The following is a 23,067-nucleotide window of genomic DNA, read 5'->3' as shown; positions in this document are numbered from 1 at the left end:
CCGGCCGGTTCCACGTCATGCGCCCGAGGCGAGCGCGAGGTAAACGGCGGCGAAATCCGTGACGGCGATCAGTTCGGCGAGTGTTTCCAGTTCGCCGCCCTCTTCGGGTTCGAGCTCGCTGATCGGGGTGTCGTGGCCGAGGGCCAGCTCGCGGGCGGCGGGCGCGGCGGTGAGGCCGCCGGGCCGGTCGCGCAGGAGGACGACGCGGACGCGCATCGGCTGCGCCTCGTCGACCCGGTCGCGGAAGAAGTCGTCGGGGTCGGCGCCGCCCGCGAGGTCTCCGAGGAGGAGGCGGCCGTGCGCGGGGAGCGCCTCGGGCAGGTCGGAGGCGAGGGCCGGGCGGCCGGCGAGTTCGGCGAGCGCGGCGGCGAAGCGGCGGCCTGCCGGGCCCGCGGCGTGCCCTTCGGTCCAGATCAGGGGCAGTGCGTCGGCGAGCTCGGCGGCGAGGGTCTTGGCGGGGTTGCTGTAGGTCGCGATGGCCGGGCCGCAGCGCTCGGCGGTCTGGTCGAGGCGGTCGGCGACCCTCTCCAGGGTCTCGGCCGGCGCGGAGAGCAGGCCGGTGCGGTCCAGGAGGGAGAGCAGGGGGGTGAGCAGGGCCCACAGGGCGCCGGGCGCGGAGGCCGCGGCGGGTTCGTCCTGCTCGTACGGGGCGGTCGCCATCGGTACGAAGAGGCCGTGTGCCCCGGCGACGGCCTCAGTCAGGGGGGTGCCCGTGGGGCTGACGGCGACGATGGTGCAGCCGCGCCGGTAGGCCTGCTCGACGAGGAGGGCGAGTCCCGGCTCGGTGCCGTCGGTGGTCGCGATCAGGAGCAGGTCAACGGGGCCCGCCCAGCCGGGCAGCTCCCAGCGCAGGGCGCCCGCGGCGGGGGCGACTCCGGTGGGGCGCAGTCGGGCGACGGGGCAGGAGGCGCCGGCGAGCCTGTTGAGCAGGTCGGCGACGCAGCCGGCGGCGAGGCCGGGTCCGGCGAAGAGGACGGCGCGCGGGCGGCCGTCCGGTTTGAGCTGGGTGATCCCGGCCTCCGCGGCGTGCCGGACCGCGGTGCGGACGCGGGCGCCGGCCTCGGCGGCGCCGCGCAGGAGTCCGCGGCGGTCGACCCTGGCGAGGGCCTCGGGGGCGTCGAGCAGCGATTCGTCGAGCATGGTGTCAGCCTCCGGGACGGCCCGTGCGGGGCCTGGGGTGGGACCTATGCGGGGCGGCGGGCCTCGTCCACGAGGAGTACGGGGATGCCGTCGCGGATCGGGTAGGCGAGGCCGCAGTCCGATCCGGTGCAGAGCAGCTCGGCGTCCGCCTCCTTGAGGGGGGCGTGGCAGGCCGGGCAGGCGAGGATCTCCAGGAGGCCGGCTTCGAGCGGCATGAGGTGTCCCTTCGGCGGTGTGAATGTGTGTGCGTGCGGCCTGGTCAGCGTACCGCCGGGGGCGGGGGCTCGGCTGCTCGGACGGGGTTCCCGGCGGGTGTGGCCGTGGTCAGGCTCTGATGATCGCCAGGACCTCGTCGCGGATCTTGGTCATCGTGGCTTCGTCCCTGGCCTCCGCGTTCAGCCGGAGGAGGGGCTCGGTGTTGGACGGGCGGACGTTGAACCACCAGTCCGCTGAGGTGATCGTCAGGCCGTCGAGCTCGTCGTGCGTGATGCCGTCCCGGCCGGCGTACTCGGTCTTGATCGCGGCGAGGCGGGCGCGCTGGTCGTCGACCGTGGAGTTGATCTCGCCGGAGCCGGTGTAGCGGTCGTACTCGGCGACCAGGGCGGACAGGGCGCCGCTCTGGCCGCCGAGGGCGGCGAGGACGTGGAGCGCGGCGAGCATGCCCGTGTCCGCGTTCCAGAAGTCGCGGAAGTAGTAGTGCGCCGAGTGCTCGCCGCCGAAGATCGCTCCGGAGGTGGCCATCTCCTGCTTGATGAAGGAGTGGCCCACGCGCGTGCGTACCGGTGTGCCGCCGTGCTCCCTCACCACCTCGGGGACGGACCAGGAGGTGATCAGGTTGTGGATGATCGTGCCCGTGCCGCCGTTCCTCGCCAGTTCGCGGGCGGCGACGAGGGCGGTGACGGCGGACGGGGAGACGGGGTCACCGTGCTCGTCGACGACGAAGCAGCGGTCCGCGTCGCCGTCGAAGGCGAGGCCGAGGTCGGCGCCCTCCTCGCGGACGCGCTTTTGGAGGTCCACGAGGTTCGCCGGGTCGAGCGGGTTGGCCTCGTGGTTGGGGAACGTGCCGTCGAGCTCGAAGTACATCGGGACGAGGTCGAGAGGCAGGCCCGCGAAGACGGTCGGGACGGTGTGTCCGCCCATGCCGTTGCCCGCGTCGACGACGACCTTCAGGGGGCGGATCTCCGTGAGGTCGACGAGGGAGCGCAGGTAGGCCGCGTAGTCGTCGAGGGTGTCGCGCCGGGTGAGGGTGCCCGCCGTCGCGGCGGATTCGGGGGCACCCGTCTCCAGCCACTTCTCGGCCAGTTCGCGGATCTCTGCCAGGCCCGTGTCCTGTCCGACGGGGGCGGCGCCGGCGCGGCACATCTTGATGCCGTTGTACTGGGCCGGGTTGTGCGAGGCCGTGAACATCGCGCCGGGCAGGCCGAGCGCGCCCGACGCGTAGTACAGCTGGTCGGTGGAGCACAGGCCGATCTCGGTCACATCGGCGCCGAGGGCGGCGGCGCCGCGCGCGAAGGCCCGGGAGAGGCCGGGTGACGAGGGCCGCATGTCGTGTCCCACGGCGATGGCCGCGGCGTCCGTGACGCGCACGAAGGCGGCGCCGAACAGCTCGGCGAGGTGCTCGTCCCACTGGTCCGGGACCACTCCGCGTACGTCGTACGCCTTGACGATCTGCGACAGATCAGCAGCCACGGTCACCCAACTCTCCTGAAGTCCGCTTCGGACAGCACAAACTACCCGTACGGACCGACAGTCAGCTGTCAGGGCAGCATCCAGCCGAGGACCGCGGAGCTCTGCGCCATCACGATCAGACACATCACGAGCAGCAGTCCCGCGCTCCACGGCAGCACCTTGCGCAACAGGTCCCCCTCCTTGCCCGCGAGGCCGACGGCGGCGCACGCGATGGTGAGGTTCTGCGGCGAGATCATCTTGCCGAGGACGCCGCCGGAGCTGTTCGCGGCGGCGAGCAGCTCGGGTGACAGGCCCGACTGCTGGGCGGCGGTGACCTGGAGTGCGCCGAACAGGGCGTTGGCGGAGGTGTCGGATCCGGAGACGGCGACGCCGAACCAGCCGAGCACGGGTGACAGGAACGCGAGGCCGGCACCGGCCGCGGCGACGAAGTGCCCGATGGTGGCGGCCTGTCCGGAGAGGTTCATGACGTAGGCGAGGGCCAGGACGCTCGTCACGGTGAGGATCGCGAAGCGCAGCTCGTACACGGTCGCCAGCCACTCGCGTACGGCCACGCGCGCGTGGACGCCGATGACGGCGGCCGTGATCGCGCCGGCGAGGAGGACGAGGGTGCCGCCGGTGGAGACGAGCGGCAGGGTGAAGACGTTGCCGCCGACGGGCTTGCCCTCGGGGTTCGCGACGTTCAGGAAGGGCCAGTCGAAGACGCGTGTCGCCTTGGCGATCCAGTCCTTGACCGCGGGGATCTGCGCGATCGAGAAGATGACGACGATGAGCGCGTACGGGGCGTAGGCGCGCAGGACCTCGGGCCGCGGGTCGTCCTGGTCGAGCTCCTCGCTGCGTACGCCGGTCAGGACGGCGGCGCGTACGGGTTCGGCGGCGGGCCTGCGCGCGTGCGGCACGGCGACGAGGGCTCCCGCGCCGATGAGCGCGGCCCCGATGTCGGCGAGCTGCGGGGAGACGTAGTTCGAGGCGGCGAACTGGGCGGCGGCGAAGGCGACTCCGCAGGCGAGGGCGGGTATCCAGGTCTCGCGCAGGCCGCGCCGCCCGTCCACGAGCCAGACGAGGATGAGCGGCACCAGCAGGGCGAGCAGCGGTGTCTGACGGCCCACCACGGAGGCGACGGAGTCGAGCGGAAGCCCGGTGACCTGGGCGAGGGTGACGACGGGGGTGCCCATCGCGCCGAAGGCCACGGGCGCGGTGTTGGCGACGAGGGCGACGACGGCCGCCTTCACGGGGTCGAAGCCGAGCGCGACGAGCATCACGGAGCAGATCGCGACGGGCGCCCCGAATCCGGCGAGCGCCTCCAGCAGGGCGCCGAAGCAGAACGCGATGACGAGGGCCTGGATGCGCGGGTCGTCGGACAGTCGCCCGAAGGAGCGGCGCAGGATGTCGAAGTGCCGGGTGCGGACGGTCATCCGGTACACCCACAGGGCGTTGACGACGATCCACATGATGGGGAAGAGCCCGAACAGCACACCCTGGGCGGCGCTCGACACGGTCTGGCCGACGGGCATCCGGTAGGCGAGGCAGGCGACGAGGGCGGCCACGGCGAGCCCGATGAGGCCCGCGAGGTGGGCCTTCATGCGGACGGCGCCGAGCAGGACGAGCACGGTGACCAGGGGCAGGGTCGCGACGAGTGCGGACAGACCGAGCGATCCGGCCACCGGTTCAAGCTGCTGGACGAACACGGGCGCCTCCCGGGGCTCTGGGTGGCGAAATTGTTGTGTCCGCAACAAACTCAGGTCAATGAGTGGGACGAAGGAGATTCCGTAAAGGGGAAACCGAAGTCCGAATCCGGCCGCCGGCCCGGCTGCCGGGTGGGGTCCGGCTCAGTTGTCCGGTGAGCGCAGCACCCGCAGATGGCCGCGGCGTGCGACCTCCATCGGGTCCGCCGCGCGGGGGCCCGAGCCGCCCGCCTCGGCCGCGCGCTCCTGCGGGCGGGCCGCCTCACGCACGGCGTTCGCCAGGGCCTCCAGATCGTCGCCACTGGGGCGCGAGGGGCCGGAGGTGTCGGCGAGCCGGACGACCTCCCACCCGCGCGGGGCGGTGAGGCGCTCGGAGTGCTCGGCGCACAGGTCGTAGCAGTGGGGTTCGGCGTAGGTGGCGAGGGGGCCGAGGACCGCGGTCGAGTCGGCGTAGACGTACGTCAGCGTCGCGACGGCGGGACGGCCGCAAGCGGTGCGCGAACAGCGACGTACAGGGCTCACAGCGTTGGACGGTACCGCACTCTTGAGCGGGCCGCGACGACTCCCCGGGAGGTCACCCCACCGTGTCGTGGTGCACGGCGGCGCACACGGGGTGCCGGGAGCGCCCCGCTGACCTGCGCGGACCGGGGGTGGTACGCCCCGCTCCCCTGGTGCGCGCGGTCACCGGTCGGGGCAAATACCGACAGGAGCCGCGAGGCCACCGGTCCGGGAGGGATACCGAATCGCGCCCAAGTTTGGCTTGATCGGTCAGGAAGCGACATGCCGGTTCCGTGCGGGGCCGCCGCGGGCGGGTGCATGCGCGGGAGGACTACGCTGCGTCAGTGATGGAGAACCCCGTACCGCCCCCCGCCGCAGAGCCGAAGCCTCCCCGCCGCCGCGACCGGCACGGCAGGGGCATGCGAGGGCCCGTCGCCCCTCCTCAGGTCCCGCTCTCCGCGAGCAGGGCCGCGGGGTTCGCGGATCTGGTGCAGGACTCCGTGGAGCGGCTCGAGCGGCGCTTCCCGCAGCTCGCCGACATCGATTTCCTCATCCTCGACGTGCCCTCGGTCGGCACGGCCGGCGAGGGCTGGAGCGACGAGTCGGTGCCCCTGGGCTCCACGATCGCGGCGCGCGAGGGGCACCCCGCGCGCGTGGTCGTCTACCGCCGCCCGGTCGAGATCCGCACCAAGGGCCGCGACGAGCGCGCGGCCCTGGTGCACGAGGTCGTGGTCGAGCAGGTCGCCGAACTCCTCGGCCTGTCCCCGGAGACGGTCGATCCGCGCTACGGCGACGAGGAGTGACCCGGCGGACCGGGTCACGTCGAGATCACTTCTGCAGTACCGACAGATCCTGGTCCGCGTGCGGCACCGAGACCGTCCCCCGGTCGTCCGGGAGCGTCTGGACCGTGAACATGGGGACGCCGGGGACGTCCGCGTCGGGCACGTCCAGCATCCGCGAGCCGTAGACCTCCCCGCCCGACACCTGCTCCACCGTCAGCGCGTACGACCCCTTGAGCCCGGCCGGGACCGGCGGCCGCACGGACATCGTCGTGCCGCCCTTCACGGTGTACGTCTTCGTGACCGGGCTCCCGCCCTCGGTACCCGCCGACGCCGTCACCTTGACCGTGCCCGCCGCGCCCGGCGCCGTCAGCGACAGCGTCGAGCCCTTCGCGCGGTTGTCGGCGACGGTCGCCCGCGCGCCGACGGGCCGGGTCGCCGGGATGAACGCCGACTCCTGGTCGCCGCCCTTGCCGCGCACGACGCGCAGGGCGGCCACGACCGGGGCCGAGTCGCCCGTGGGCGTCAGGACGAGGGAGCCGGCCTCGCCGCGCGTCACGTCGCCGAGGTCGACGGCGGCCGTCATCCCCGACTTCACGTGCAGGCTCTCGTGCCCGGCCGGGGTGATGCGGCCGGTCGGGGAGGCCAGCTGGACCTTCAGGTCCGCGTCGTTGTCGCCGGGCGTGAAGGCGACCAGGCGCACGCTCGTGGCGTCCTTCGGGATGCCGGGCAGGACGACCGTGCCCGCGGGGTCCGCGGACGCCGGGAGCCAGTCGCCGCCGAGCTTGTCGTCCGCGGCGAGGACGGCGGCGGCGACCCGGCCGCTGCGGGCCGTCACGTGGAGCGTGACGTTCGTCTGCGGCTTGTCGGTGAGGGTGGACAGCAGGACCGGCACGCTGGAGTGCGGCTGGACCTGGATGCCCTCGCCCACATCGGACTTGATGGCACCGCTCGCCCCGTACAGCTGGACGTCGACGACTGCTGCCGAGTCGTCCGGGTTCGTGAGGTGGATGTAGTCGCTGCGCTCCTTGGCGGTGGAGGCGCCCGGGAACCAGAAGTCCGTGTCCGGCGCCGAGCAGTTCACCCCGAGGAGGCCGCGGCCGGTGCCGGCGGCCACCTCCGTCGTCTGCTGCACGGTCCAGCCGGGCGCGAGATTCCCGTCGGCGCTCCCCACGAGCGCGGGCGACTCGGCGCCCGACGACTCACCCGCGACGGGCTTGCCCGGCTTCAGGGGGGACAGCACCGGCTTGTCGGCCTTGCCGTTGCCCTTGCCGCTCCCGGTGCCGTCCGTCAGCTCGCGCGTGGCCGGCGACAGGGCGGCCTTGCCCGAACTGCCCGACCCCTTCGAGTCCGGTGTGTACGAGGTGTACGCGGTCTCGGCGAGGTCCGACGTGCTCGGCGCGGGGCACAGCAGGCTGGAGCGCTCCACCGGCAGCCTCGCTGCCGCCTTCGCGGAGTCGCCGTCGCCGCCGGGCGCGGTGGCCGCCGCGAAACCGGTGACGGCTGCGAGGGCCGCGGCCGCGGCGATCAGGGACAGGGTCGTGCGGTTCACTGCTGGCTCCCGTCGGGGCGCTCACTGTCGGTGCCGTGCGGCGGCTGCTCGGGCGGCTGCGGCTGCTCGTACGGGGCGTCGTAGGCCTGCTGCCCGTACTGCTGCTGCTGGGCGTTGTACGTGTCCCCGTAGGCGTACGGGTCGTACTGGCCGGCCTGGTAGGGGTCCGCCTGATAGGGATCCGCCTGCTGGGTCGGGTCGTACGTGCCCTGGTAGGCGCCGCCCTGGTACTGCTGCTGATCGCCCGCGGGGTACTGGCCGTAGTCGGCGGCCGCGTACGTGGGGGTGTCCCACTCGCCGTACGACTGCTGGTGCGGCACACCGGCCGCGGCGAGCTCCTCCTCCGAAGGCGGCGGCGGTACCGCGTCGTCCGTGCCCTCGGCCGCGGCCTGCTCGGCCTCCGCCTGGGCGCGCAGGCGGCGGGCCCTGCGGCCCTCGCCCTCGACGGCCTGCGCGGGCACGACGGGCTCCTCGGGGAGGTCGTCGTCCACGTCCCTGCGCCGGCCCGGCAGCGCGAGCACCACGAGGACGAGAGCGAGCACGCCCTGCGCCCACAGCCAGGCCGCGTGCGAGATCGGCGCGTCGAACGTGACGTCCAGGCGGCCGCCCGTGGCGGGCAGTTCGAAGCCCTGTGCCCAGCCGTCGACGGTCGTCTTGGTCAGGGGCGCGCCGTCCAGCGTCGCCGTCCAGCCCTCGTCGGCCGTGTCGGCGATGCGCAGGACGCGGCCGGCCTTGCCCTCGGGGATCTTCGTGTGCAGCTCGACGGGGCCCGCGGCGACGGGCTGCGGCTCGTCGGAGCCGGACACGATCGCGGCGCGGGAGACCTGCCGGTCCACGCGCCACAGGGCGGTGCCGTCCTGCTGGCTGAGCCGGGACAGGCCGGGCGTGGAGTCGAGGACGCGGCTCATCTGCCGGGGCGCGCCCGCCCGCACGAGGACGTAGCGCACGGCGAAGCCGCCGAGCTGGTCGGCCTGGTCGGCGCCGGAGCCGGCGACGAGGTTGGCGACGACCTTGTCGAGCTTCTTGTTGCTGCCGCCCGCCTCGGTCAGTTCGGCGTCACCGAGGCGGGCGCCGGCGCCGCGCACCAGGGTGTACGACACCCTGGCGGCCGAGTCGCTGTCCATGACGAGGGTGCGGGCCTGGTCCTGGGTGTCGCTCTCCTCGGCGACGAACGCGGGCACCTGGGTGGGGTCGCGGCGCTCCAGGGGGCCGTCGGCCCCGCGGATCATCCAGCCCGCCGCGGCGAGGAGCGGTCCGGCCACCGCGGCGAACGCGATGAGGGCCGCCACCGGCTGCCGCCAGCCGAAACTCTGCTCGGCCACTCGCGAGCGTGCCCCGTCGGCGCCGAGCACGGCGGCGGCGAGGAGGGCGATGCCGTAGACGAGGGTCGCGGGCCCGGCCCAGGCCGAACTGTTCGACAGGGCCGCGAAGACCAGGGCCACCAGGGCGATCGCCCAGGCGGTGAGGACGGCGGGGCGGCGCTCGGTGCGCAGGAGCGCGGCGAGCCCGGCGAGGACGATGCCGATGAGCAGCAGTCCGCCGAGGGTGCCGGAGCCGCCGGGCGAGGCGCCGAGCAGGCCGAGCGCGGACGCCGACCCCTTCCCGTACGGAAGGCCCGCCTCCTTGAAGAAGCCGAACGGAAGCAGCGTCAGCGACCAGGGCGCGAGGATCAGGAGCGGGGTGCCGAGCGCGGCCAGGAAGCGGAGCCCGTACGCGGTGATGTCGCCGCGGCGGACCGCGAGGAGCGCGATGCCGAGGACGAGCGCGATCGGCCACACGATGGGCGTGAAGGCCGTCGTGAGGGTCAGCAGGAGGGCGTACGCCCAGGTGGCGCGCCAGCTGCCGCGCGCCCCCGCGTGGTTCATCAAGCCGCTGCCGGACAACCCCGCGCGCGCGATGAGCGGCAGCAGGATCGCAAGGACCGCGGTGCCGATCCGCCCGCCGGCGAGCGCGCCGGTGGCGGCGGGCAGGAAGGCGTACGCGACCGAGGCCCACGCGCGCAGCAGGCGCGAGGTGACCAGGGGCCGCGAGGCGAAGTAGGCGGTGAAGCCGGCGAGCGGCACCGAGCAGACGAGGAGCACGGTGACGGCGAGTCCGGTCGAGCCGAACAGGAGCGTGGAGAACGCGGCGACGAGCGCCAGGTACGGCGGCGCGGGCTGGGTGCCGCCCGTGCCGGCCGCGTGCCAGCCGTCGAGATAGCGCGACCACAGGGCGGACGCGTCACCCGGAGCGGGCAGCAGCGCGCCGCCCGCGAGCGCCCCGCCGCCGAGCAGCGCGCGGCAGGCGATGAGCGACACGAACAGCAGCACCACGAAGAGCATCGGTCCCGGCTTGCGGGCGATGCGCTTGAGACGGGCGAACTGCTCTATCTCCAGGAAGTCCGCGTCGTCCCCGCCGGGGCCGGACTCGACGGCGCTGCCGTGCCGTCCCGCGGCGTTGATCTCGGGGTCGGACGCGCCGAAGACGCTGCCCGCGACCTGCTCGACGGTGAGCCGGACCGTGGCGCCCGGCGGCGGGAAGAGCGGCCGCAGCTCCTTGGCGTCGACCACTCCCTTGCCGCGCCTGCGGCGGGCCGCGAGGATCCGCTCGGGCCGCAGCAGGGTGCCGAGGAGTCCGGTGATCTCGTCGAGCGCCTGGCCGGGAACCTTGCCGACGAGGTACGCGAGCGTACGCGCGAGCGTGCCGATGACGAGGCGCAGGAGCACCCAGGGCAGCACGGCCGTAGGGGCGTTGACGAGCAGGGTGTAGACGGCGCCGGCCTTGTCGACCTTGTGCGGGGACGTCGCCGTGCGGCCGACGCAGTCGACGGTGCGGCGCTCACGCGAGGAGGCCTCCGCGTGCCGGACGACGGCGTCGGGGGCGATGACGACGCGGTGCCCGGCGGCCTGGGCGCGCCAGCACAGGTCGACGTCGTCGCGCATCAGGGGCAGCCTGCGGTCGAACCCGCCGAGCTGTTCGAAGACATCGCGCCGGATCAGCATGCCGGCGGTGGACACGGACAGGACGGGCCGCACGTGGTCGTGCTGCCCCTGGTCCTGCTCGCGGCGGTCGAGGCCGGTCCAGCGGCGCCCCGAGTTGGCGATGGAGACGCCGACCTCGAGGAGCTGCCTGCGGTCGTACCAGCCGAGCAGCTTGGGTCCGACGACGGCGACCTCGTTGCCGATCTCGCGCTCGTTCTCGACGACACGCAGGAGTTCGGCGAGCGCGTCGGGCTCGGGCGCGCAGTCGTCGTGCAGGAGCCACAGCCACTGCTCGGGCTCGCCGTGCGGCAGCTCCGGCAGGTCATAGGCGTCGTCGCGCCAGCTCCGGCTGACGGGGTCCCAGCCACTGGGGCGCTTGAGGTACGGCAGCTCCTCCGGGGTCAGCACTCCCGCGGTGCGCGCCGCTTCGTCGACGGCCTGGCCGAAGCCGGTACGGCGGGCCAGGTGGAGAACGCGCTCGTCGCCGATCGCGTCGGCGATCAGCGTGGCGGAGGCGTCCGCGCTGCCGGTGTCGGCCGCTACGGCGCTCTGTACGGGGCGCTCCTGGCCGAGCAGTCCTGACAGGACGTCGGGCAGCCAGCGTGCTCCGTCGTGGGAGACGAGCACGGCGGTGACGACATGTCTGGGGAACTCGGGTGGCCTGGCCGGGTCTGGCCCTGCGGCGTGCCCCGGGTTGAACGCGGCTGCGGCAGTGTCGAATTGGCCTGCCGAATGGCTGTGCACGGACATCGAGGTACGGGCCCCGGTTCGTTGGACTGCGGTGGACGCCTGTGCCCCGCGGGGGCGCTGGGTCGTCTCGGACGGGGCCCCACACTAACGGCTGACAACAACGGCGGCCCGCCCCCTGTGGACAACCCAGGGCGACGGGCCGATCGCTACGCGGAAAAGAGTCTTCGGACGGCGTCCTTGTTGCGGTCCTCGGTGCGGTCCTCGGTGCGGCCCCGGCTCTGGTCCCGGCAGCGGGCCTCGGTGCGGGGCTTCGTGCGGTCTTGCGGCGTTCTGCAGTCTTTGTCGCCTCAGACCGCGGCCTTCTTCAGGCGGCGCCGCTCCCGCTCGGAGAGGCCGCCCCAGATGCCGAACCGCTCGTCGTTGGCGAGCGCGTACTCGAGGCACTCGGACCTGACCTCGCAGGCGAGGCAGACCTTCTTGGCCTCCCGGGTGGAGCCGCCCTTCTCCGGGAAGAAGGACTCGGGGTCGGTCTGGGCGCACAGCGCGCGCTCCTGCCAGCCGAGTTCCTCTTCCGCGTCCTCGACCAGCAGTTGCTGAAACGACTCGGTCATAGTGCGCCCCTCGTCCGTCTGTGCGTCCCCGTGATGCTGCCGTTACCGATTTCGGCTGAACGACACGAGTGAAATTACAAGTGTGCCGATCCGGGCCAGTCAAGCCGAGATCTGCTATTGGGTCCCTTATTCACTCTGCGGAACCAAGGGTATGCGGAAAGTGTTCAAATCGGCCTAAACCTTGACACTTGCCAGAGGCCCATCCCGGCCGTCGCTCCCCCAAGAGCTCCGGCAGACCTCACGCGGGCCTCAGCAAGGAAGGACGCCTCGGGCGTTGATCCCGTTCCGGGAGCGGCGCCGGAGCGTTCCGGATCACATTCGGATCACGGGAACGCGACGGCGTTTGCACACCCGGTTGATGCGCCATGTGTCCCGGCCGGAAGCTGAACAAACCTTTCGCCTGACAGGGCAACCGGATGAGGTGAAACATATCCCACAATCCGGACACCTGGTTGACAGAGGTGGAATGAACCGGTGTCCTGGTGGGCATGCTCGCGAACTTGGCGCTTTCCGTGACCCGACCCGGGTCCCTCGGTGCTGCCCACGCGCGCTGTCGCTGTTGCTGTCCCAGCTGTTGAGCCCACCGCGCTCCGGCTGAATCCCCTCGCTCCACTCCCCCGGCAGTTCGTCTGTGCCGGGCGCCGTCAAGCGACACCCCCCAGCACACCGCACTCCGCCGAGGAACCCCCACACCCATGAACAGCAACAGCGACCTCCAGATCGCCGGCGACATCCTCGAAGTACCCCACCTGCTCCAGCCCGCGCGCGAGCACCCGGCCACCGTCGCCGAGTTCGCCGGCCTGGCCCGCGCCATCGCCGCCGACCGTGGCCGGTGGGAACACCTCGTCGAGTACGACGCCACCAGCCGCTGGTACCACCGCCTGCAGACAGGTCCCGGATACGAGGTCTGGCTCCTGTCCTGGGTGCCCGGACAGGGCAGCGGACTGCACGACCACGGCCGCTCCTCCGGGATACTGACCGTCCTCCAGGGCGAGTTGACGGAGCGTACGGAGCGCGGCTCCCGCACCCTGGCGCCCGGCGCACAGCGCGTCTTCGCCCCCGGCTACGTCCACGAGGTCGTCAACGACGTGCTGGAACCCGCCGTCAGCCTCCACGTGTACTACCCCGGCCTCACCGAGATGCCCATGCACGCCCCCCGCTGCGTCAGCGACGCCACGCGAGATGCCGTGACCGCCTGACGAACTGTCGTACCCGCCTGCGATGCTGGGCACATGCGCATTGTGGTTCTGGCAGGCGGCATCGGTGGTGCCCGGTTCCTTCGCGGTCTCAAGCAGGCGGCACCGGACGACGCGGTCATCACGGTCATCGGCAACACCGGGGACGACATCCATCTCTTCGGCCTGAAGGTCTGTCCCGACCTCGACACGGTGATGTACACGCTCGGCGGCGGCATCAACGAGGAACAGGGCTGGGGACGTACGGACGAGACGTATCTGGTCAAGGAGGAGCTCGCCGCGTACGGGGTGGGGCCCGAGTGGTTCGGTCTCGGCGACCGGGACTTCGCGACCCACATCGTCCGTACGCAGATGCTGGACGCCGGCTATCCGCTCAGCGCGGTCACCGAGGCGCTGTGCGAGCGCTGGAAGCCCGGTGTGCGACTCATCCCGATGTCCGACGACCGCATCGAGACCCATGTCGCGGTGACCCTCGACGGGGAGCGCCGGGCCGTGCACTTCCAGGAGTACTGGGTGAAGCTGCGGGCCTCCGTGGACGCGCACGCGGTAGTGCCCGTCGGCGCCGAGCAGGCCAAGCCCGCGCCGGGTGTCCTGGAGGCCATCGCCGAAGCGGACGTCATCCTCTTCCCGCCGTCCAACCCCGTCGTCAGCGTCGGGACCATCCTCGCCGTGCCCGGCATCCGCGAGGCCATCGCCGAAGCCGGTGTGCCCGTCGTCGGGCTTTCGCCCATCGTCGGGGACGCGCCCGTGCGCGGCATGGCCGACAAGGTCCTCGCCGCCGTGGGCGTCGACTCGACGGCCGCCGCGGTCGCCGAGCACTACGGGTCGGGGCTGCTCGACGGGTGGCTCGTCGACACGGTGGACGCGGGCACCGTGGAGCGCGTCGAGGCGGCGGGCATCCGCTGCCGCGCGGTGCCGCTGATGATGTCCGACCTGGACGCGACGACGCAGATGGCGCGTGAGGCGCTCACGCTCGCGGAGGAGGTCCGCGCGTGAGTGACGCTCCCTCCTTCCGCGCCTGGGCGCTCCCCGGCATCCCCGAGGTCCGGGAGGGCGACGACCTCGCCAAGCTGATCGCCAGCGCCGAGCCCGGCCTCGTCGACGGGGACGTACTGCTCGTCACCTCGAAGATCGTCAGCAAGGCCGAGGGCCGGATCGTCGAGGCCGCCGACCGCGAGGCGGCCATAGACGCCGAGACCGTGCGCGTCGTCGCGCGCCGCGGCCCCCTGCGCATCGTCGAGAACAAGCTGGGCCTGGTCATGGCCGCGGCCGGCGTCGACGCGTCGAACACGCCCGCGGGCACCGTGCTGCTGCTCCCGGAGGACCCCGACGCGTCCGCCGCGGCGATCCGTGACGGGCTGCGGGACGCGCTCGGCGTGGACGTCGGGGTCGTCGTCACGGACACCTTCGGCCGCCCCTGGCGCAACGGCCTGACCGATGTCGCCATCGGCGCCGCGGGCGTGCACGTCCTCGACGACCTGCGCGGCGGCACGGACGCGTACGGCAATCCGCTCAGCGCCACCGTCGTCGCCACGGCGGACGAGCTGGCCGCCGCCGGGGACCTGGTGAAGGGCAAGGCGGCCGGGCTGCCCGTCGCCGTCGTGCGCGGGCTCGCGCACGTGGTGGGCGAGGGCACCGGCGCGCGCGAGCTGGTGCGCGTCGCGCGTGACGACATGTTCCGGCTCGGCACGTCCGAGGCCGTACGGGAGGCCGTGACGCAGCGGCGTACGGTGCGGGCGTTCACGGACGAACCGGTCGACCCGGGAGCCGTACGGCGCGCGGTCGCCGCCGCCGTGACCGCGCCCGCCCCGCACCACACGACGCCCTGGCGGTTCGTGCTCCTGGAGTCGCAGGAATCGCGAGTCCGGCTGCTCGACGCGATGCGGGACGCGTGGGTCGAGGACCTGCGGCGCGACGGCAAGAGCGAGGAGTCCGTCGCCAAGCGCGTGCGCCGCGGTGACGTGCTGCGCCAGGCGCCGTATCTGGTCGTGCCGTGCATGGTGATGGACGGTTCGCACACGTACGGGCACGCGCGGCGGGACGCCGCCGAGCGGGAGATGTTCGTGGTCGCGGCCGGTGCGGGCGTGCAGAACTTCCTGGTCGCGCTCGCCGGTGAGCGGCTCGGCTCCGCGTGGGTGTCGTCGACGATGTTCTGCCGCGATGTCGTACGCGAGGTGCTCGGGCTTCCACCGGAGTGGGACCCGATGGGCGCCGTGGCCGTGGGGCACGCGGCCGCCGCCCCGGCCGAGCGCCCGGCGCGTGACGCCGGTGACTTCGTGGTCGTGCGTTAGGAGAGCGGCTACCAGTCGGCGATGTTCGTACGGCGCATCTTCGGCTGTCTGCGCGGGGGTGTGCGGCCGCTGAGGAGGATGAGGCGGGCCGCGCGGTGGCGCTGGCCCTGCTCCTCGTACGGGGCGAGGAGCCGCAGCATCTCCGCGTCGTCGGCGTCGCGGTTGCCGGCGAGGGCGTAGCCGACGATGCCGGGCAGGTGGACGTCGCCGGTCGTCACGGCGTCGGCGGCGCCGTTGCTGCGCTGGACCGTCTCGGCGGAGGTCCAGGGGCCGATGCCGGGGATCAGTTCGAGGCGGGCGCGGGCGTCGGCCGGGGTCATCGCCGCGGCCTCCTCCATGCGCCGGGCCACCTTGACGGCCCGCAGGATGGTCGAGGCGCGCTTGTTGTCGACGCCCGCGCGGTGCCACTCCCAGGACGGGATGAGCGACCAGGCGCGCGGCTCCGGCATGACGTGGAGGCCGAGCCCGGCGGTGGGGCCTGGCGCCGGGGTGCCGTACGTACGGAGGAGGATGCGCCAGGCGCGGTACGCCTCATCCGTCGTGATCTTCTGTTCCAGGATCGACGGAATCAGCGATTCCATGACCAGACCCGTACGCAGCAGGCGCAGTCCCGGCCGGTAGTGGTGGGCGTGGGCGAGGAGCCTGTGGCGCGGCTCGAACGCCTCGGGCTCGTCCGAATCGCCGAGAAGTTCCGGGAGTTGGGCAAGGAGCCAGGTCGCGCCCGGGCCCCATGCCTCCGCCTCGGCGACTCCGCCCCGCAGGGCCACGCGCAGGGTGCCGGGGCCTTCGGGGGTGCGGGTGGCCCGCCAGACCGAGCCGTCCGGTGTGACGCGGAAGGCGGGGTCGGCGGGCCCCCGGCGCAGCGGGCCCAGGGTCAGGCCCAGGTCGAACGGGCCCCTCGGTAGCCAGCGACGGGTGTGCGCCTCGGTCGCCGGGCGCGGCACGACGGCTCGGGGCACGACGGCCCTGGGCACGACGGTCTCGCCGCCGCGCACCGTGGTGCGCGTGGGGCGGGGGGCGTATCGGCCGGCCAAGGGGTCCTCGTCGGGTGGTGGGGTGCTCCTTGCAGCGTAGGGGGTCGGGCTCGCCGGCCCCTACTGGTCCGAGGAGAAGCGCACCGCCGCCGCCGGGATACGGGCGTCGCACCACACCCGTACGCCCGACTGGAGTTCGTTGTCCGCGCCGACCGTCGCGCCGTCGCCGATCACCGCGCCCGTCAGGACCGTGCGGGCGCCCACGTGGGCGCCGCGGCCGATCAGGGAGTCGGTGACGACCGCGCCCGCCTCGACCGTCGCGCCCGCGAGGATCGCGCTGCCCGAGATGCGGGCGCCCTCGCCGACCGTCGCGTTCTCGCAGACGACCGTGCCGCCCGTGAGCTTCGCGCCGGGGGCGACGGAGGCGGTGGCCAGCGTGAGGCTGTCGCCGCGCCGGCCGGGGACCGCCGGGGACGGCGCGCGGCCGAGCACGAGGTCGGCGGAGCCGCGCACGAAGGCCTGGGGGGTCCCCAGGTCCAGCCAGTACGTGGAGTCGACCATGCCCTGGAGGTGGGCGCCGGACGCGAGCAGGTCGGGGAACGTCTCGCGTTCCACGGAGACGGGGCGGCCCGTCGGGATCGTGTCGATGACCGAGCGGCGGAACACGTAGGCGCCCGCGTTGATCTGGTCGGTGACGATCTCCTCGGGCGTCTGCGGCTTCTCCAGGAAGGCCTGGACCCGGCCCGTCGCGTCCGTGGGGACCAGGCCGAACGCCCGCGGGTCCTCGACCCGGGACAGGTGCAGGGAGACGTCCGCGCCGGTGGTCTCGTGCTCGTGCACCAGGGCGCGGATGTCGAGGCCGGTGAGGATGTCGCCGTTGAAGATGAGGACCGGGTCGTCGGGTCCCGAGTGGAGCAGGGACGCGACGTTGCGGATCGCGCCGCCCGTGCCGAGGGGCTCCTCCTCGGTGACGTACTCCAGATGCAGTCCGAGGCCTGAGCCGTCACCGAAGTACGGCTCGAAGACCTCGGCGAGATACGAGGTGGCGAGCACGATGTGCTCGACGCCCGCGGCTCTCGCCCGGGCCAGCTGGTGGGTGAGGAACGGGACGCCCGCCGCCGGGACCATCGGCTTGGGTGTGTTCACGGTGAGCGGTCGCAGTCGGGTGCCCTTGCCGCCGACCAGGAGGATCGCTTCTGTCACCTGTCGTCTCTGCTTCCTGCTGGGGCCGGTCGAACTGCCTTTCGGCCGGCCAGTGTATGCAGACTGTGCGGTGCGGCCGGGCGTCAGCGGCCCTGGAGACTGGCCGATGTGGACCGGGCGGTGCCGAGCTTGTTGTAGAGGAGGCGCCCCGGGCACTCGGTCGCGAAGCCGTCCCGGTGCCCCGAGATCACGTTCAGTCGTACGCTCTTTCCCTTGCGGTACAGATTGCCACCGGCCGACGTGAGATATGTCTTACCGCTCGGATTCACCCCGTACAGGCCAAGCTTCCAGGCCGTCAGGCGGGCGAGGCCCTTCACCGCGGCGGCCGGCGGCTTCGAGGCGGCGAAGGTGCCGAGCACCACGACTCCCATGCTGTTCGTGTTGAACCCGAGGGTGTGGGCGCCCTTGACCGGCTTGGCCACGCCACCGGCACGGCCCTCGTAGATGTTGCCGCACTTGTCGACGAGGAAGTTGTAGCCGATGTCGCGCCACCCCATGCTCTTCACGTGGTAGCGGTAGATACCGCGGATGACCGAAGGGGCTTGCGAGCAGCTGTAGTTGTTGCCAGTGGCGCTGTGGTGCACGAAGGCCGCCTTGACCTTCGAGGTGTAGACGAAGTTGGGCTCGCGCAGCGTCTCGTCGGCGCCCCAGCCCTTGCGCGTGACGATGCGCGGGCGCGGGCCGATGTAGGGGCGGGCCTTCGCGTCGGCCTCACCGCCGCGGGCCTCGAGCAGTTCGCTCTCGGTCTCCTTCTTGCTGAGAGCTGGGATGACGTCCGCGCCGAGCGGGGCCAGGTCCGCGTTGACGGCGGAGGCAGCCGCCGACTCTGCGGTCAGCGCTCCGGTGCGGGGGCCCTCGGCGGGGGCGCCGGCGGGCGGGGGCTCGTCGCCGGGGTCGACCAGTTCGAGGCGCAGGCCCTTGGGCAGAGGGGCCTGAGCTGCGGATCCGGCGGGCGCGGCGGCCCGGTCCGCCGGGGCGGCCTGGGGGCGCACGCGCACCTCGACGCCGTCGGAGGCGCCGACCCACAGCGGGGCCGTGGAGCCGCGCAGCCGGCCCGAGTCGCGCTCGGCCGTCCCGAGGTCGGGGGCGTGCTCGCCGTTGTGGGTCTCGAGCTCCTGCCAGCCGGACCAGCGGGCGGTGCCCGTGGCGCGCGTACGCACCTGGACGCGGCCTTCCAGCGCGGCGTCCGGGTCGTTCCAGACGACGCCGACGAGGGAGAAGGGGTGCACATCGCGCTGCGTCAGGCCCTGTTCGCCCGGGGCGCGCAGGCCGCGGTCGCGGGGCAGGGCGGACAGGGGCAGCGACTGGGTGCTGCCGGAGATGGCTCCGGCGGTCAGGGCCCTGGCGGCCGAAGGGGTCGTGGCTGCCCCGGCTCCGGAAGTCAGGGCGAGCGGAAGGGACAGGGCGGCCGCACACGCGACGCCGATCGAGGAAGCTATGAATCCACGCATGCCAACGATCGTGGACATAGCCGTATATATCTGTCCATCGGGAAGTGTCATTGGTGGGCAGGGGAATTGACAGTTCATCGGGCCGACACGGCGTCAAGGTTCCCCCGGTCGGCCGCACGCCGCCGCCTGCCCCGCGTACCCTTGCGCCCGTGAACGCCACCGACCGCACCCCCGCCGACCTGCTGCGATCCGCGCTCGCCGCCGATCCAGGACGCCCACTGGTGACCTTCTACGACGACGCCACGGGCGAACGCGTCGAACTGTCCGTGGCCACCTTCGCCAACTGGGTGGCCAAGACCGCCAACCTCCTCCAGGGCGACCTCGCCGCACAGCCCGGCGACCGGCTCGCGCTGCTGCTGCCCGCACACTGGCAGAGCGCCGTGTGGCTGCTCGCGTGCGCGTCGGTCGGAGTCGTCGCCGACGTCGACGGTGACCCGGCCGCCGCCGACCTCGTCGTCAGCGGCCCCGACTCGCTGGAGCGGGCGCGCGCCTGTTCCGGCGAGCGGGTGGCGCTCGCCCTGCGTCCGCTCGGCGGCCGCTTCCCGCAGCCTCCGGAGGGCTTCGCCGACTACGCGGTCGAGGTGCCGGGGCAGGGCGACCGGTTCGCTCCGTTCTCGCCCGTGGACCCGGAGGAGCCCGCGCTCGTCGTCGCGGGGGCCGAGCTCACCGGCGCCGAGGTCGTCGAGAAGGCGCGGGCCGACGCCACGGACCTCGGCCTGACGGGCCCCGGCTCGCGCCTGCTGTCCGGACTCCCGTACGACACCTGGCGCGGCCTGAGCGCGGGCCTGTACGCGCCGCTCGCCACCGGCGGTTCCGTCGTCCTGTGCCGCCACCTCGACGGCCTTGACCAGGAGTCCCTGGCCAAGCGGGTGGAGAACGAGCGGGTCTCGACGACCGCACGCTGAGACACCCGCCGGCGTCACCCGTTCGGCCCTGTCCACCCCCGGACCACCGGGCCCCGGGCGCCGTGCCGGGCGATGGTCGAAGGGGCGCACCTGCGCACCGTCGTCGTCATGAGGGGTGGACTCACGTGGCCGAATCCGCAGGCACGCCCCCGGAACCGCCCCACCCCGGCGACGACGACGCGGCGGGGCCGGGCACGCGCGGGCCGGGCGCGGGCTCGTCCCCCACGGGGGTGGGCACGGCCCGGCGGCGCCGGCGCTGGCTGCGGTACACGGCGATCGGCGTCGGCGTCGTGGTGCTCGCCGCGGGCGGCACCGGCTGGGCGGTCTACGAGAAGCTCCAGGGGAACATCACCGAGGACACCGACGCGGCCGCCGAGCTCGCCCGCTACGAGAAGGAGCGACCCACCTCGCTCGTGCACGGCGCGCAGAACATCCTGCTGATCGGCTCCGACTCGCGGGCCGGCGCCGGCAACCGCAAGTACGGCCGCGACTCGGGCACCCAGCGCTCGGACACGACGATCCTGCTGCACATATCCGCCGACCACAAAAGAGCTCTCGCGGTCTCGCTGCCCCGTGACCTGATGGTGGACATACCGAGCTGCCGCACACACAAGGGCACCCGCTCCGGCCCCATGTTCGCGATGTTCAACTACGCCTTCGAACAGGGCGGTTCGGCCTGCACGATCCGTACGGTCGAGAAGCTCACCGGCATCCGTATCGGCCACCACATGGTCGTCGACTTCAGCGGGTTCAAGGACATGGTCGACGCCGTGGACGGCGTCGAGGTCTGCCTGAGGGAGCCCATGAACGACCCCGCGGCGCACCTGAAGCTGCCCGCGGGCAAGCAGTCCCTCAACGGCGAACAGTCGCTCGGCTTCGTGCGGGCCCGCAAGAGCCTCGGCAATGGCAGCGACACCGACCGGATGGACCGCCAGCAGCAGTTCCTCGGCGCCCTGGTGAACAAGGTGCAGAGCAACCAGGTGCTGCTCAACCCGACGAAGCTGTACCCCGTGCTCGACGCGGCCACCTCGTCCCTGACCACGGACCCCGGGCTCGCCAGTCTGCGCGGCCTCTACAACCTCGTACGCGGAATGCGGGACATTCCGACCGAACACGTCCAATTCCTGACGGTGCCGCGGCGCAGCTACATCTACAACGCCAACCGCGACCAGCTCGTCCAGCCCGCGGCCGAGCGGCTCTTCACGCAACTGCGCACCGACGCCCCCGTGGTGGTCGCCAAAAAGACGCCGAAGGAGAGTTCCACCCAGAGCTCCTCCGACAGCTCCGGCGAGGACAGCTCGGACACGGACAACATGGCGTACGAGCACGACGGATACGACGACGGAAAGCCCGGCGACCCCTCCGTGTCGTCCGGTTCCTCCCCCGGTCCGGCACCCACATTCCGCGGCAACACGGCCGCCCAGGACGCCTGCGGGTAAAGCGATACCCAAGGGGTTCGCGTCACGTCCAAAGAAATAGGACGGATTGCCCAGTTGTAGGGGAGTGGAATTTGTCACCGCCGTGGCTTGACGCTGAACTGGGCGGATAGTGTGAGCGATCCGGTGCACCCGGCCAATGACGGTCGCGCACTGATTACCGACTGACCGAGCGCCTTCTTGAGGGGGACAAGGCGCCGCGTGGCCCCGACGGAGGATGCAGACAACCGTGGACGCGCAAGGCCGTGGGCGGGCGGACAACATCGACCCCGCAGACCAGTGGGTACTCAACCCGAACACCGGCGATTACGAACTGCGACTGAACCCTTCCTCTGGGCAGTCGGCCGTACCCGGACCTCGCAGGCCTTCCCAACGCCCCACCGGGCAACGGGGACAGACCGGGCAGAACCGACAGAACGGCAGGACCCGCGAGGAACAGGACAGCCGCGAGGTACCCGGCCAGCGCAGGCGGCGGGCCCCGCAGCCGGAGCCGGCCGGCAGGCGCCGGTCGAGGCCGAAGAAGAAGTCGCGGGCCAAGAAGGCGCTTCTGTGGACGGGCGGCACGATGGCCTTCGTCCTGGTCGCCGCCGTGGGCGGGGCGTACCTGTACCTCCGCCACCTCGACGGCAACATCAACACCACCGACGTCGTGGGCGCCAAGAACGGCTTCAGCAAGGACGAGGCCTTCAACCTCCTCATCATCGGCACGGACAAGCGCACCGGGAAGGGCAACGAGGGCTACGGCGACAAGGGCAGCGTCGGCCACGCCGACACCAACATCCTGCTCCATGTCTCCAAGGACCGGACGAACGCGACCGCGTTGAGCATTCCCCGCGACCTCGTCGTGGACATCCCGGCATGCCAGGTGCGGGACAAGGACGGCTCGCTCAGGACGATCGACGGCACGCCGGACCAGCGCTTCAACACCAGCCTCGGCCAGGACGACCGGGACCCGGGCTGCACCATGGAGACCGTCAAGAAGGTCACGGGCATCACCCCCGACCACTTCATGATGGCCGACTTCAACGCGGTGAAGACCCTGTCGAGCGCGGTGGGCGGTGTCGACGTCTGCGTCGCCAAGCCCGTCGACGACGCGGAGTCGCACCTCAAGCTGCCGAAGGGCCACAGCGTCGTCGAGGGCGAACAGGCCCTCGCCTTCCTGCGCACCCGGCACAGCTTCGGCAACCAGGGCGACCTCGACCGCATCAAGGTGCAGCAGCAGTTCCTCGGATCGCTGGCGCGCAAGATGAGTTCGGGCGACACCCTGACCAGCCCCACCAAGCTGACGAGCCTCGCCGAGGCGGCCACCAAGGCCCTCACCGTCGACAAGGGCATAGGCAGCCTCAGCCACCTCAAGGACATCGCGCTCGAGCTGAAGAAGGTGCCGCCGAAGAACATCTCCTTCATCACGACGCCGGTCATCGACAACCCTGCCGACGGAGTCGTCCACAAGACGGTCATCGTCAACCCGACGCTCGCGCCGCAGGTCTTCTCGATGATCAAGAACGACGTCTCGCTGACGGAGACGAAGAAGAAGGAGAAGGCCGCCGAGGCCGCCAAGCTCAAGGGCCCGAAGTCCGCCGCCTCCGACGTGCGCGTCGACATCTACAACGGCAGCGAGACCGTGGGTGCCGCGCAGCAGACCCTCACCTGGCTCCAGAACAACGAGGGCGTCACGAAGTCCACCCAGCTGGGCAACGCGCCGAAGAAGCTGTCGAAGACGACCCTCGAGTACTCTCCCGACCAGGCCGACCAGGCACGGCGGCTGGCCGACATCATGGGGCTGCCGGCCTCCGCGCTGAAGCCCGGCAAGAGCGAGAAGAACGATCAGGGCCTGCCGGCCATGATCCTCACGCTCGGCGGTGACTTCCAGAGCGCCGGCACACCCATCGCCGCTCCGTCGAAGGCTCCGGACAACGTCGAGAAATCGACGGCTGACAAGACTGTGTGCGCCAAGTGACCAACCTCGGCCGCCCCTTGACTGTCTAACAGACAGGATCGGGGCGGCCG

Annotated in this window: 18 protein-coding genes; 7 read left to right on the top strand and 11 right to left on the bottom strand. The window is 72.4% G+C overall.

Going from position 1 to position 23,067, the window contains the following annotated elements; translation table 11 throughout:
- Window positions 1–15: 15 nt before the first annotated feature.
- The 5 genes from OG456_RS21800 to OG456_RS21780 all read right to left on the bottom strand — a co-directional run bounded on the left by OG456_RS21800 (window position 16) and on the right by OG456_RS21780 (window position 5,033).
- Entirely contained in the window at window positions 16–1,140 is a 1,125-nt protein-coding gene (locus OG456_RS21800) for an SIS domain-containing protein (RefSeq protein ID WP_266563506.1), read from the bottom strand.
- Window positions 1,141–1,184: 44 nt separating this feature from the next.
- Window positions 1,185–1,355 carry a Trm112 family protein gene (locus OG456_RS21795; protein ID WP_100597970.1) on the bottom strand — a complete coding sequence of 57 codons (171 nt, stop codon included), beginning with the start codon at window positions 1,353–1,355 and terminating at the stop codon, window positions 1,185–1,187.
- Window positions 1,356–1,464: 109 nt separating this feature from the next.
- On the bottom strand, window positions 1,465–2,829 hold the full coding sequence (locus OG456_RS21790) for a phosphomannomutase/phosphoglucomutase (RefSeq protein WP_266569375.1): 1,365 nt from the start codon (window positions 2,827–2,829) through the stop codon (window positions 1,465–1,467).
- A 68-nt stretch (window positions 2,830–2,897) separates the two neighbouring features.
- Window positions 2,898–4,514, bottom strand: a complete 1,617-nt coding sequence (locus OG456_RS21785) for an L-lactate permease (RefSeq protein ID WP_266563504.1) — start codon at window positions 4,512–4,514, stop codon at window positions 2,898–2,900.
- Between the two features lie 141 nt (window positions 4,515–4,655).
- Window positions 4,656–5,033, bottom strand: coding sequence for a DUF3499 domain-containing protein (locus tag OG456_RS21780; protein ID WP_266563502.1), 378 nt, complete (start codon window positions 5,031–5,033; stop codon window positions 4,656–4,658).
- Window positions 5,034–5,356: 323 nt separating this feature from the next.
- Here OG456_RS21780 and OG456_RS21775 point away from each other — a divergent pair, with 323 nt between their 5' ends.
- The gene (locus OG456_RS21775; RefSeq protein WP_116512639.1) at window positions 5,357–5,812 is read left to right on the top strand and encodes a metallopeptidase family protein; all 456 of its coding nucleotides are present in this window, start codon (window positions 5,357–5,359) and stop codon (window positions 5,810–5,812) included.
- 25 nt (window positions 5,813–5,837) lie between these two features.
- Here the strand turns inward: OG456_RS21775 and OG456_RS21770 are convergent, their stop codons facing one another.
- From OG456_RS21770 to OG456_RS21760, 3 genes are all read right to left on the bottom strand, one after another.
- The gene (locus tag OG456_RS21770) at window positions 5,838–7,340 is read right to left on the bottom strand and encodes a DUF5719 family protein (RefSeq protein WP_266563500.1); all 1,503 of its coding nucleotides are present in this window, start codon (window positions 7,338–7,340) and stop codon (window positions 5,838–5,840) included.
- Window positions 7,337–11,050, bottom strand: coding sequence for a glycosyltransferase family 2 protein (locus OG456_RS21765; protein WP_266563498.1), 3,714 nt, complete (start codon window positions 11,048–11,050; stop codon window positions 7,337–7,339). Before OG456_RS21765 ends, OG456_RS21770 begins: the two co-directional genes overlap by 4 nt.
- A gap of 287 nt (window positions 11,051–11,337) precedes the next feature.
- Window positions 11,338–11,601 carry a WhiB family transcriptional regulator gene (locus OG456_RS21760; protein WP_093617031.1) on the bottom strand — a complete coding sequence of 88 codons (264 nt, stop codon included), beginning with the start codon at window positions 11,599–11,601 and terminating at the stop codon, window positions 11,338–11,340.
- 695 nt (window positions 11,602–12,296) lie between these two features.
- Between OG456_RS21760 and OG456_RS21755 the strand changes: the two genes are divergently transcribed.
- From OG456_RS21755 to OG456_RS21745, 3 genes are read left to right on the top strand one after another with little or no spacing between them, the layout of a single operon-like run.
- Window positions 12,297–12,800, top strand: a complete 504-nt coding sequence (locus OG456_RS21755; RefSeq protein WP_266563493.1) for a cysteine dioxygenase family protein — start codon at window positions 12,297–12,299, stop codon at window positions 12,798–12,800.
- A gap of 33 nt (window positions 12,801–12,833) precedes the next feature.
- Window positions 12,834–13,793, top strand: a complete 960-nt coding sequence (cofD, locus tag OG456_RS21750; RefSeq protein WP_266563491.1) for a 2-phospho-L-lactate transferase — start codon at window positions 12,834–12,836, stop codon at window positions 13,791–13,793.
- The gene (locus OG456_RS21745) at window positions 13,790–15,088 is read left to right on the top strand and encodes a coenzyme F420-0:L-glutamate ligase (protein WP_266563489.1); all 1,299 of its coding nucleotides are present in this window, start codon (window positions 13,790–13,792) and stop codon (window positions 15,086–15,088) included. Before cofD ends, OG456_RS21745 begins: the two co-directional genes overlap by 4 nt.
- Before the next feature lie 8 nt (window positions 15,089–15,096).
- On the opposite strand, the gene OG456_RS21740 is transcribed toward OG456_RS21745, so the two are convergent.
- The 3 genes from OG456_RS21740 to OG456_RS21730 form a co-directional block, all read right to left on the bottom strand.
- Window positions 15,097–16,122 carry a DNA-3-methyladenine glycosylase gene (locus OG456_RS21740; protein ID WP_266563487.1) on the bottom strand — a complete coding sequence of 342 codons (1,026 nt, stop codon included), beginning with the start codon at window positions 16,120–16,122 and terminating at the stop codon, window positions 15,097–15,099.
- A gap of 60 nt (window positions 16,123–16,182) precedes the next feature.
- Complete coding sequence (locus OG456_RS21735) at window positions 16,183–17,265, bottom strand: NDP-sugar synthase (protein WP_266563485.1); 1,083 nt, start codon at window positions 17,263–17,265, stop codon at window positions 16,183–16,185.
- Window positions 17,266–17,348: 83 nt separating this feature from the next.
- The gene (locus OG456_RS21730; RefSeq protein WP_266563483.1) at window positions 17,349–18,716 is read right to left on the bottom strand and encodes a peptidoglycan recognition protein; all 1,368 of its coding nucleotides are present in this window, start codon (window positions 18,714–18,716) and stop codon (window positions 17,349–17,351) included.
- Between the two features lie 149 nt (window positions 18,717–18,865).
- On the opposite strand from OG456_RS21730, the gene OG456_RS21725 reads away from it, so the two are divergent.
- The 3 genes from OG456_RS21725 (at window position 18,866) to OG456_RS21715 (ending at window position 23,017) form a co-directional block, all read left to right on the top strand.
- The gene (locus tag OG456_RS21725) at window positions 18,866–19,621 is read left to right on the top strand and encodes a TIGR03089 family protein (RefSeq protein WP_266563481.1); all 756 of its coding nucleotides are present in this window, start codon (window positions 18,866–18,868) and stop codon (window positions 19,619–19,621) included.
- Window positions 19,622–19,851: 230 nt separating this feature from the next.
- Window positions 19,852–21,060: an LCP family protein gene (locus OG456_RS21720; RefSeq protein ID WP_266569374.1), complete on the top strand. Its 1,209-nt coding sequence runs from the start codon at window positions 19,852–19,854 to the stop codon at window positions 21,058–21,060.
- 226 nt (window positions 21,061–21,286) lie between these two features.
- Entirely contained in the window at window positions 21,287–23,017 is a 1,731-nt protein-coding gene (locus tag OG456_RS21715) for an LCP family protein (protein ID WP_266563479.1), read from the top strand.
- Window positions 23,018–23,067: the final 50 nt, after the last annotated feature.

It is taken from the genome of Streptomyces sp. NBC_01446 (genome assembly GCF_026340095.1).
In the GTDB taxonomy this organism is placed as follows: Bacteria; Actinomycetota; Actinomycetes; order Streptomycetales; family Streptomycetaceae; genus Streptomyces; species Streptomyces aureus.
The sequence above is the reverse complement of the archived record's forward strand: the minus strand, read 5'-3'. Positions and strand labels throughout refer to the sequence as shown.

Bases quoted from the DNA above. Each gene is read 5' to 3' on its own strand.
- cofD (WP_266563491.1), top strand. From the start codon at position 12,834: ATGCGCATTGTGGTTCTGGCAGGCGGCATCGGTGGTGCCCGGTTCCTT.
- OG456_RS21730 (WP_266563483.1), bottom strand. From the start codon at position 18,716: ATGCGTGGATTCATAGCTTCCTCGATCGGCGTCGCGTGTGCGGCCGCC.
- OG456_RS21755 (WP_266563493.1), top strand. From the start codon at position 12,297: ATGAACAGCAACAGCGACCTCCAGATCGCCGGCGACATCCTCGAAGTA.
- OG456_RS21760 (WP_093617031.1), bottom strand. From the start codon at position 11,601: ATGACCGAGTCGTTTCAGCAACTGCTGGTCGAGGACGCGGAAGAGGAA.
- OG456_RS21795 (WP_100597970.1), bottom strand. From the start codon at position 1,355: ATGCCGCTCGAAGCCGGCCTCCTGGAGATCCTCGCCTGCCCGGCCTGC.
- OG456_RS21775 (WP_116512639.1), top strand. From the start codon at position 5,357: ATGGAGAACCCCGTACCGCCCCCCGCCGCAGAGCCGAAGCCTCCCCGC.
- OG456_RS21765 (WP_266563498.1), bottom strand. From the start codon at position 11,050: ATGTCCGTGCACAGCCATTCGGCAGGCCAATTCGACACTGCCGCAGCC.
- OG456_RS21800 (WP_266563506.1), bottom strand. From the start codon at position 1,140: ATGCTCGACGAATCGCTGCTCGACGCCCCCGAGGCCCTCGCCAGGGTC.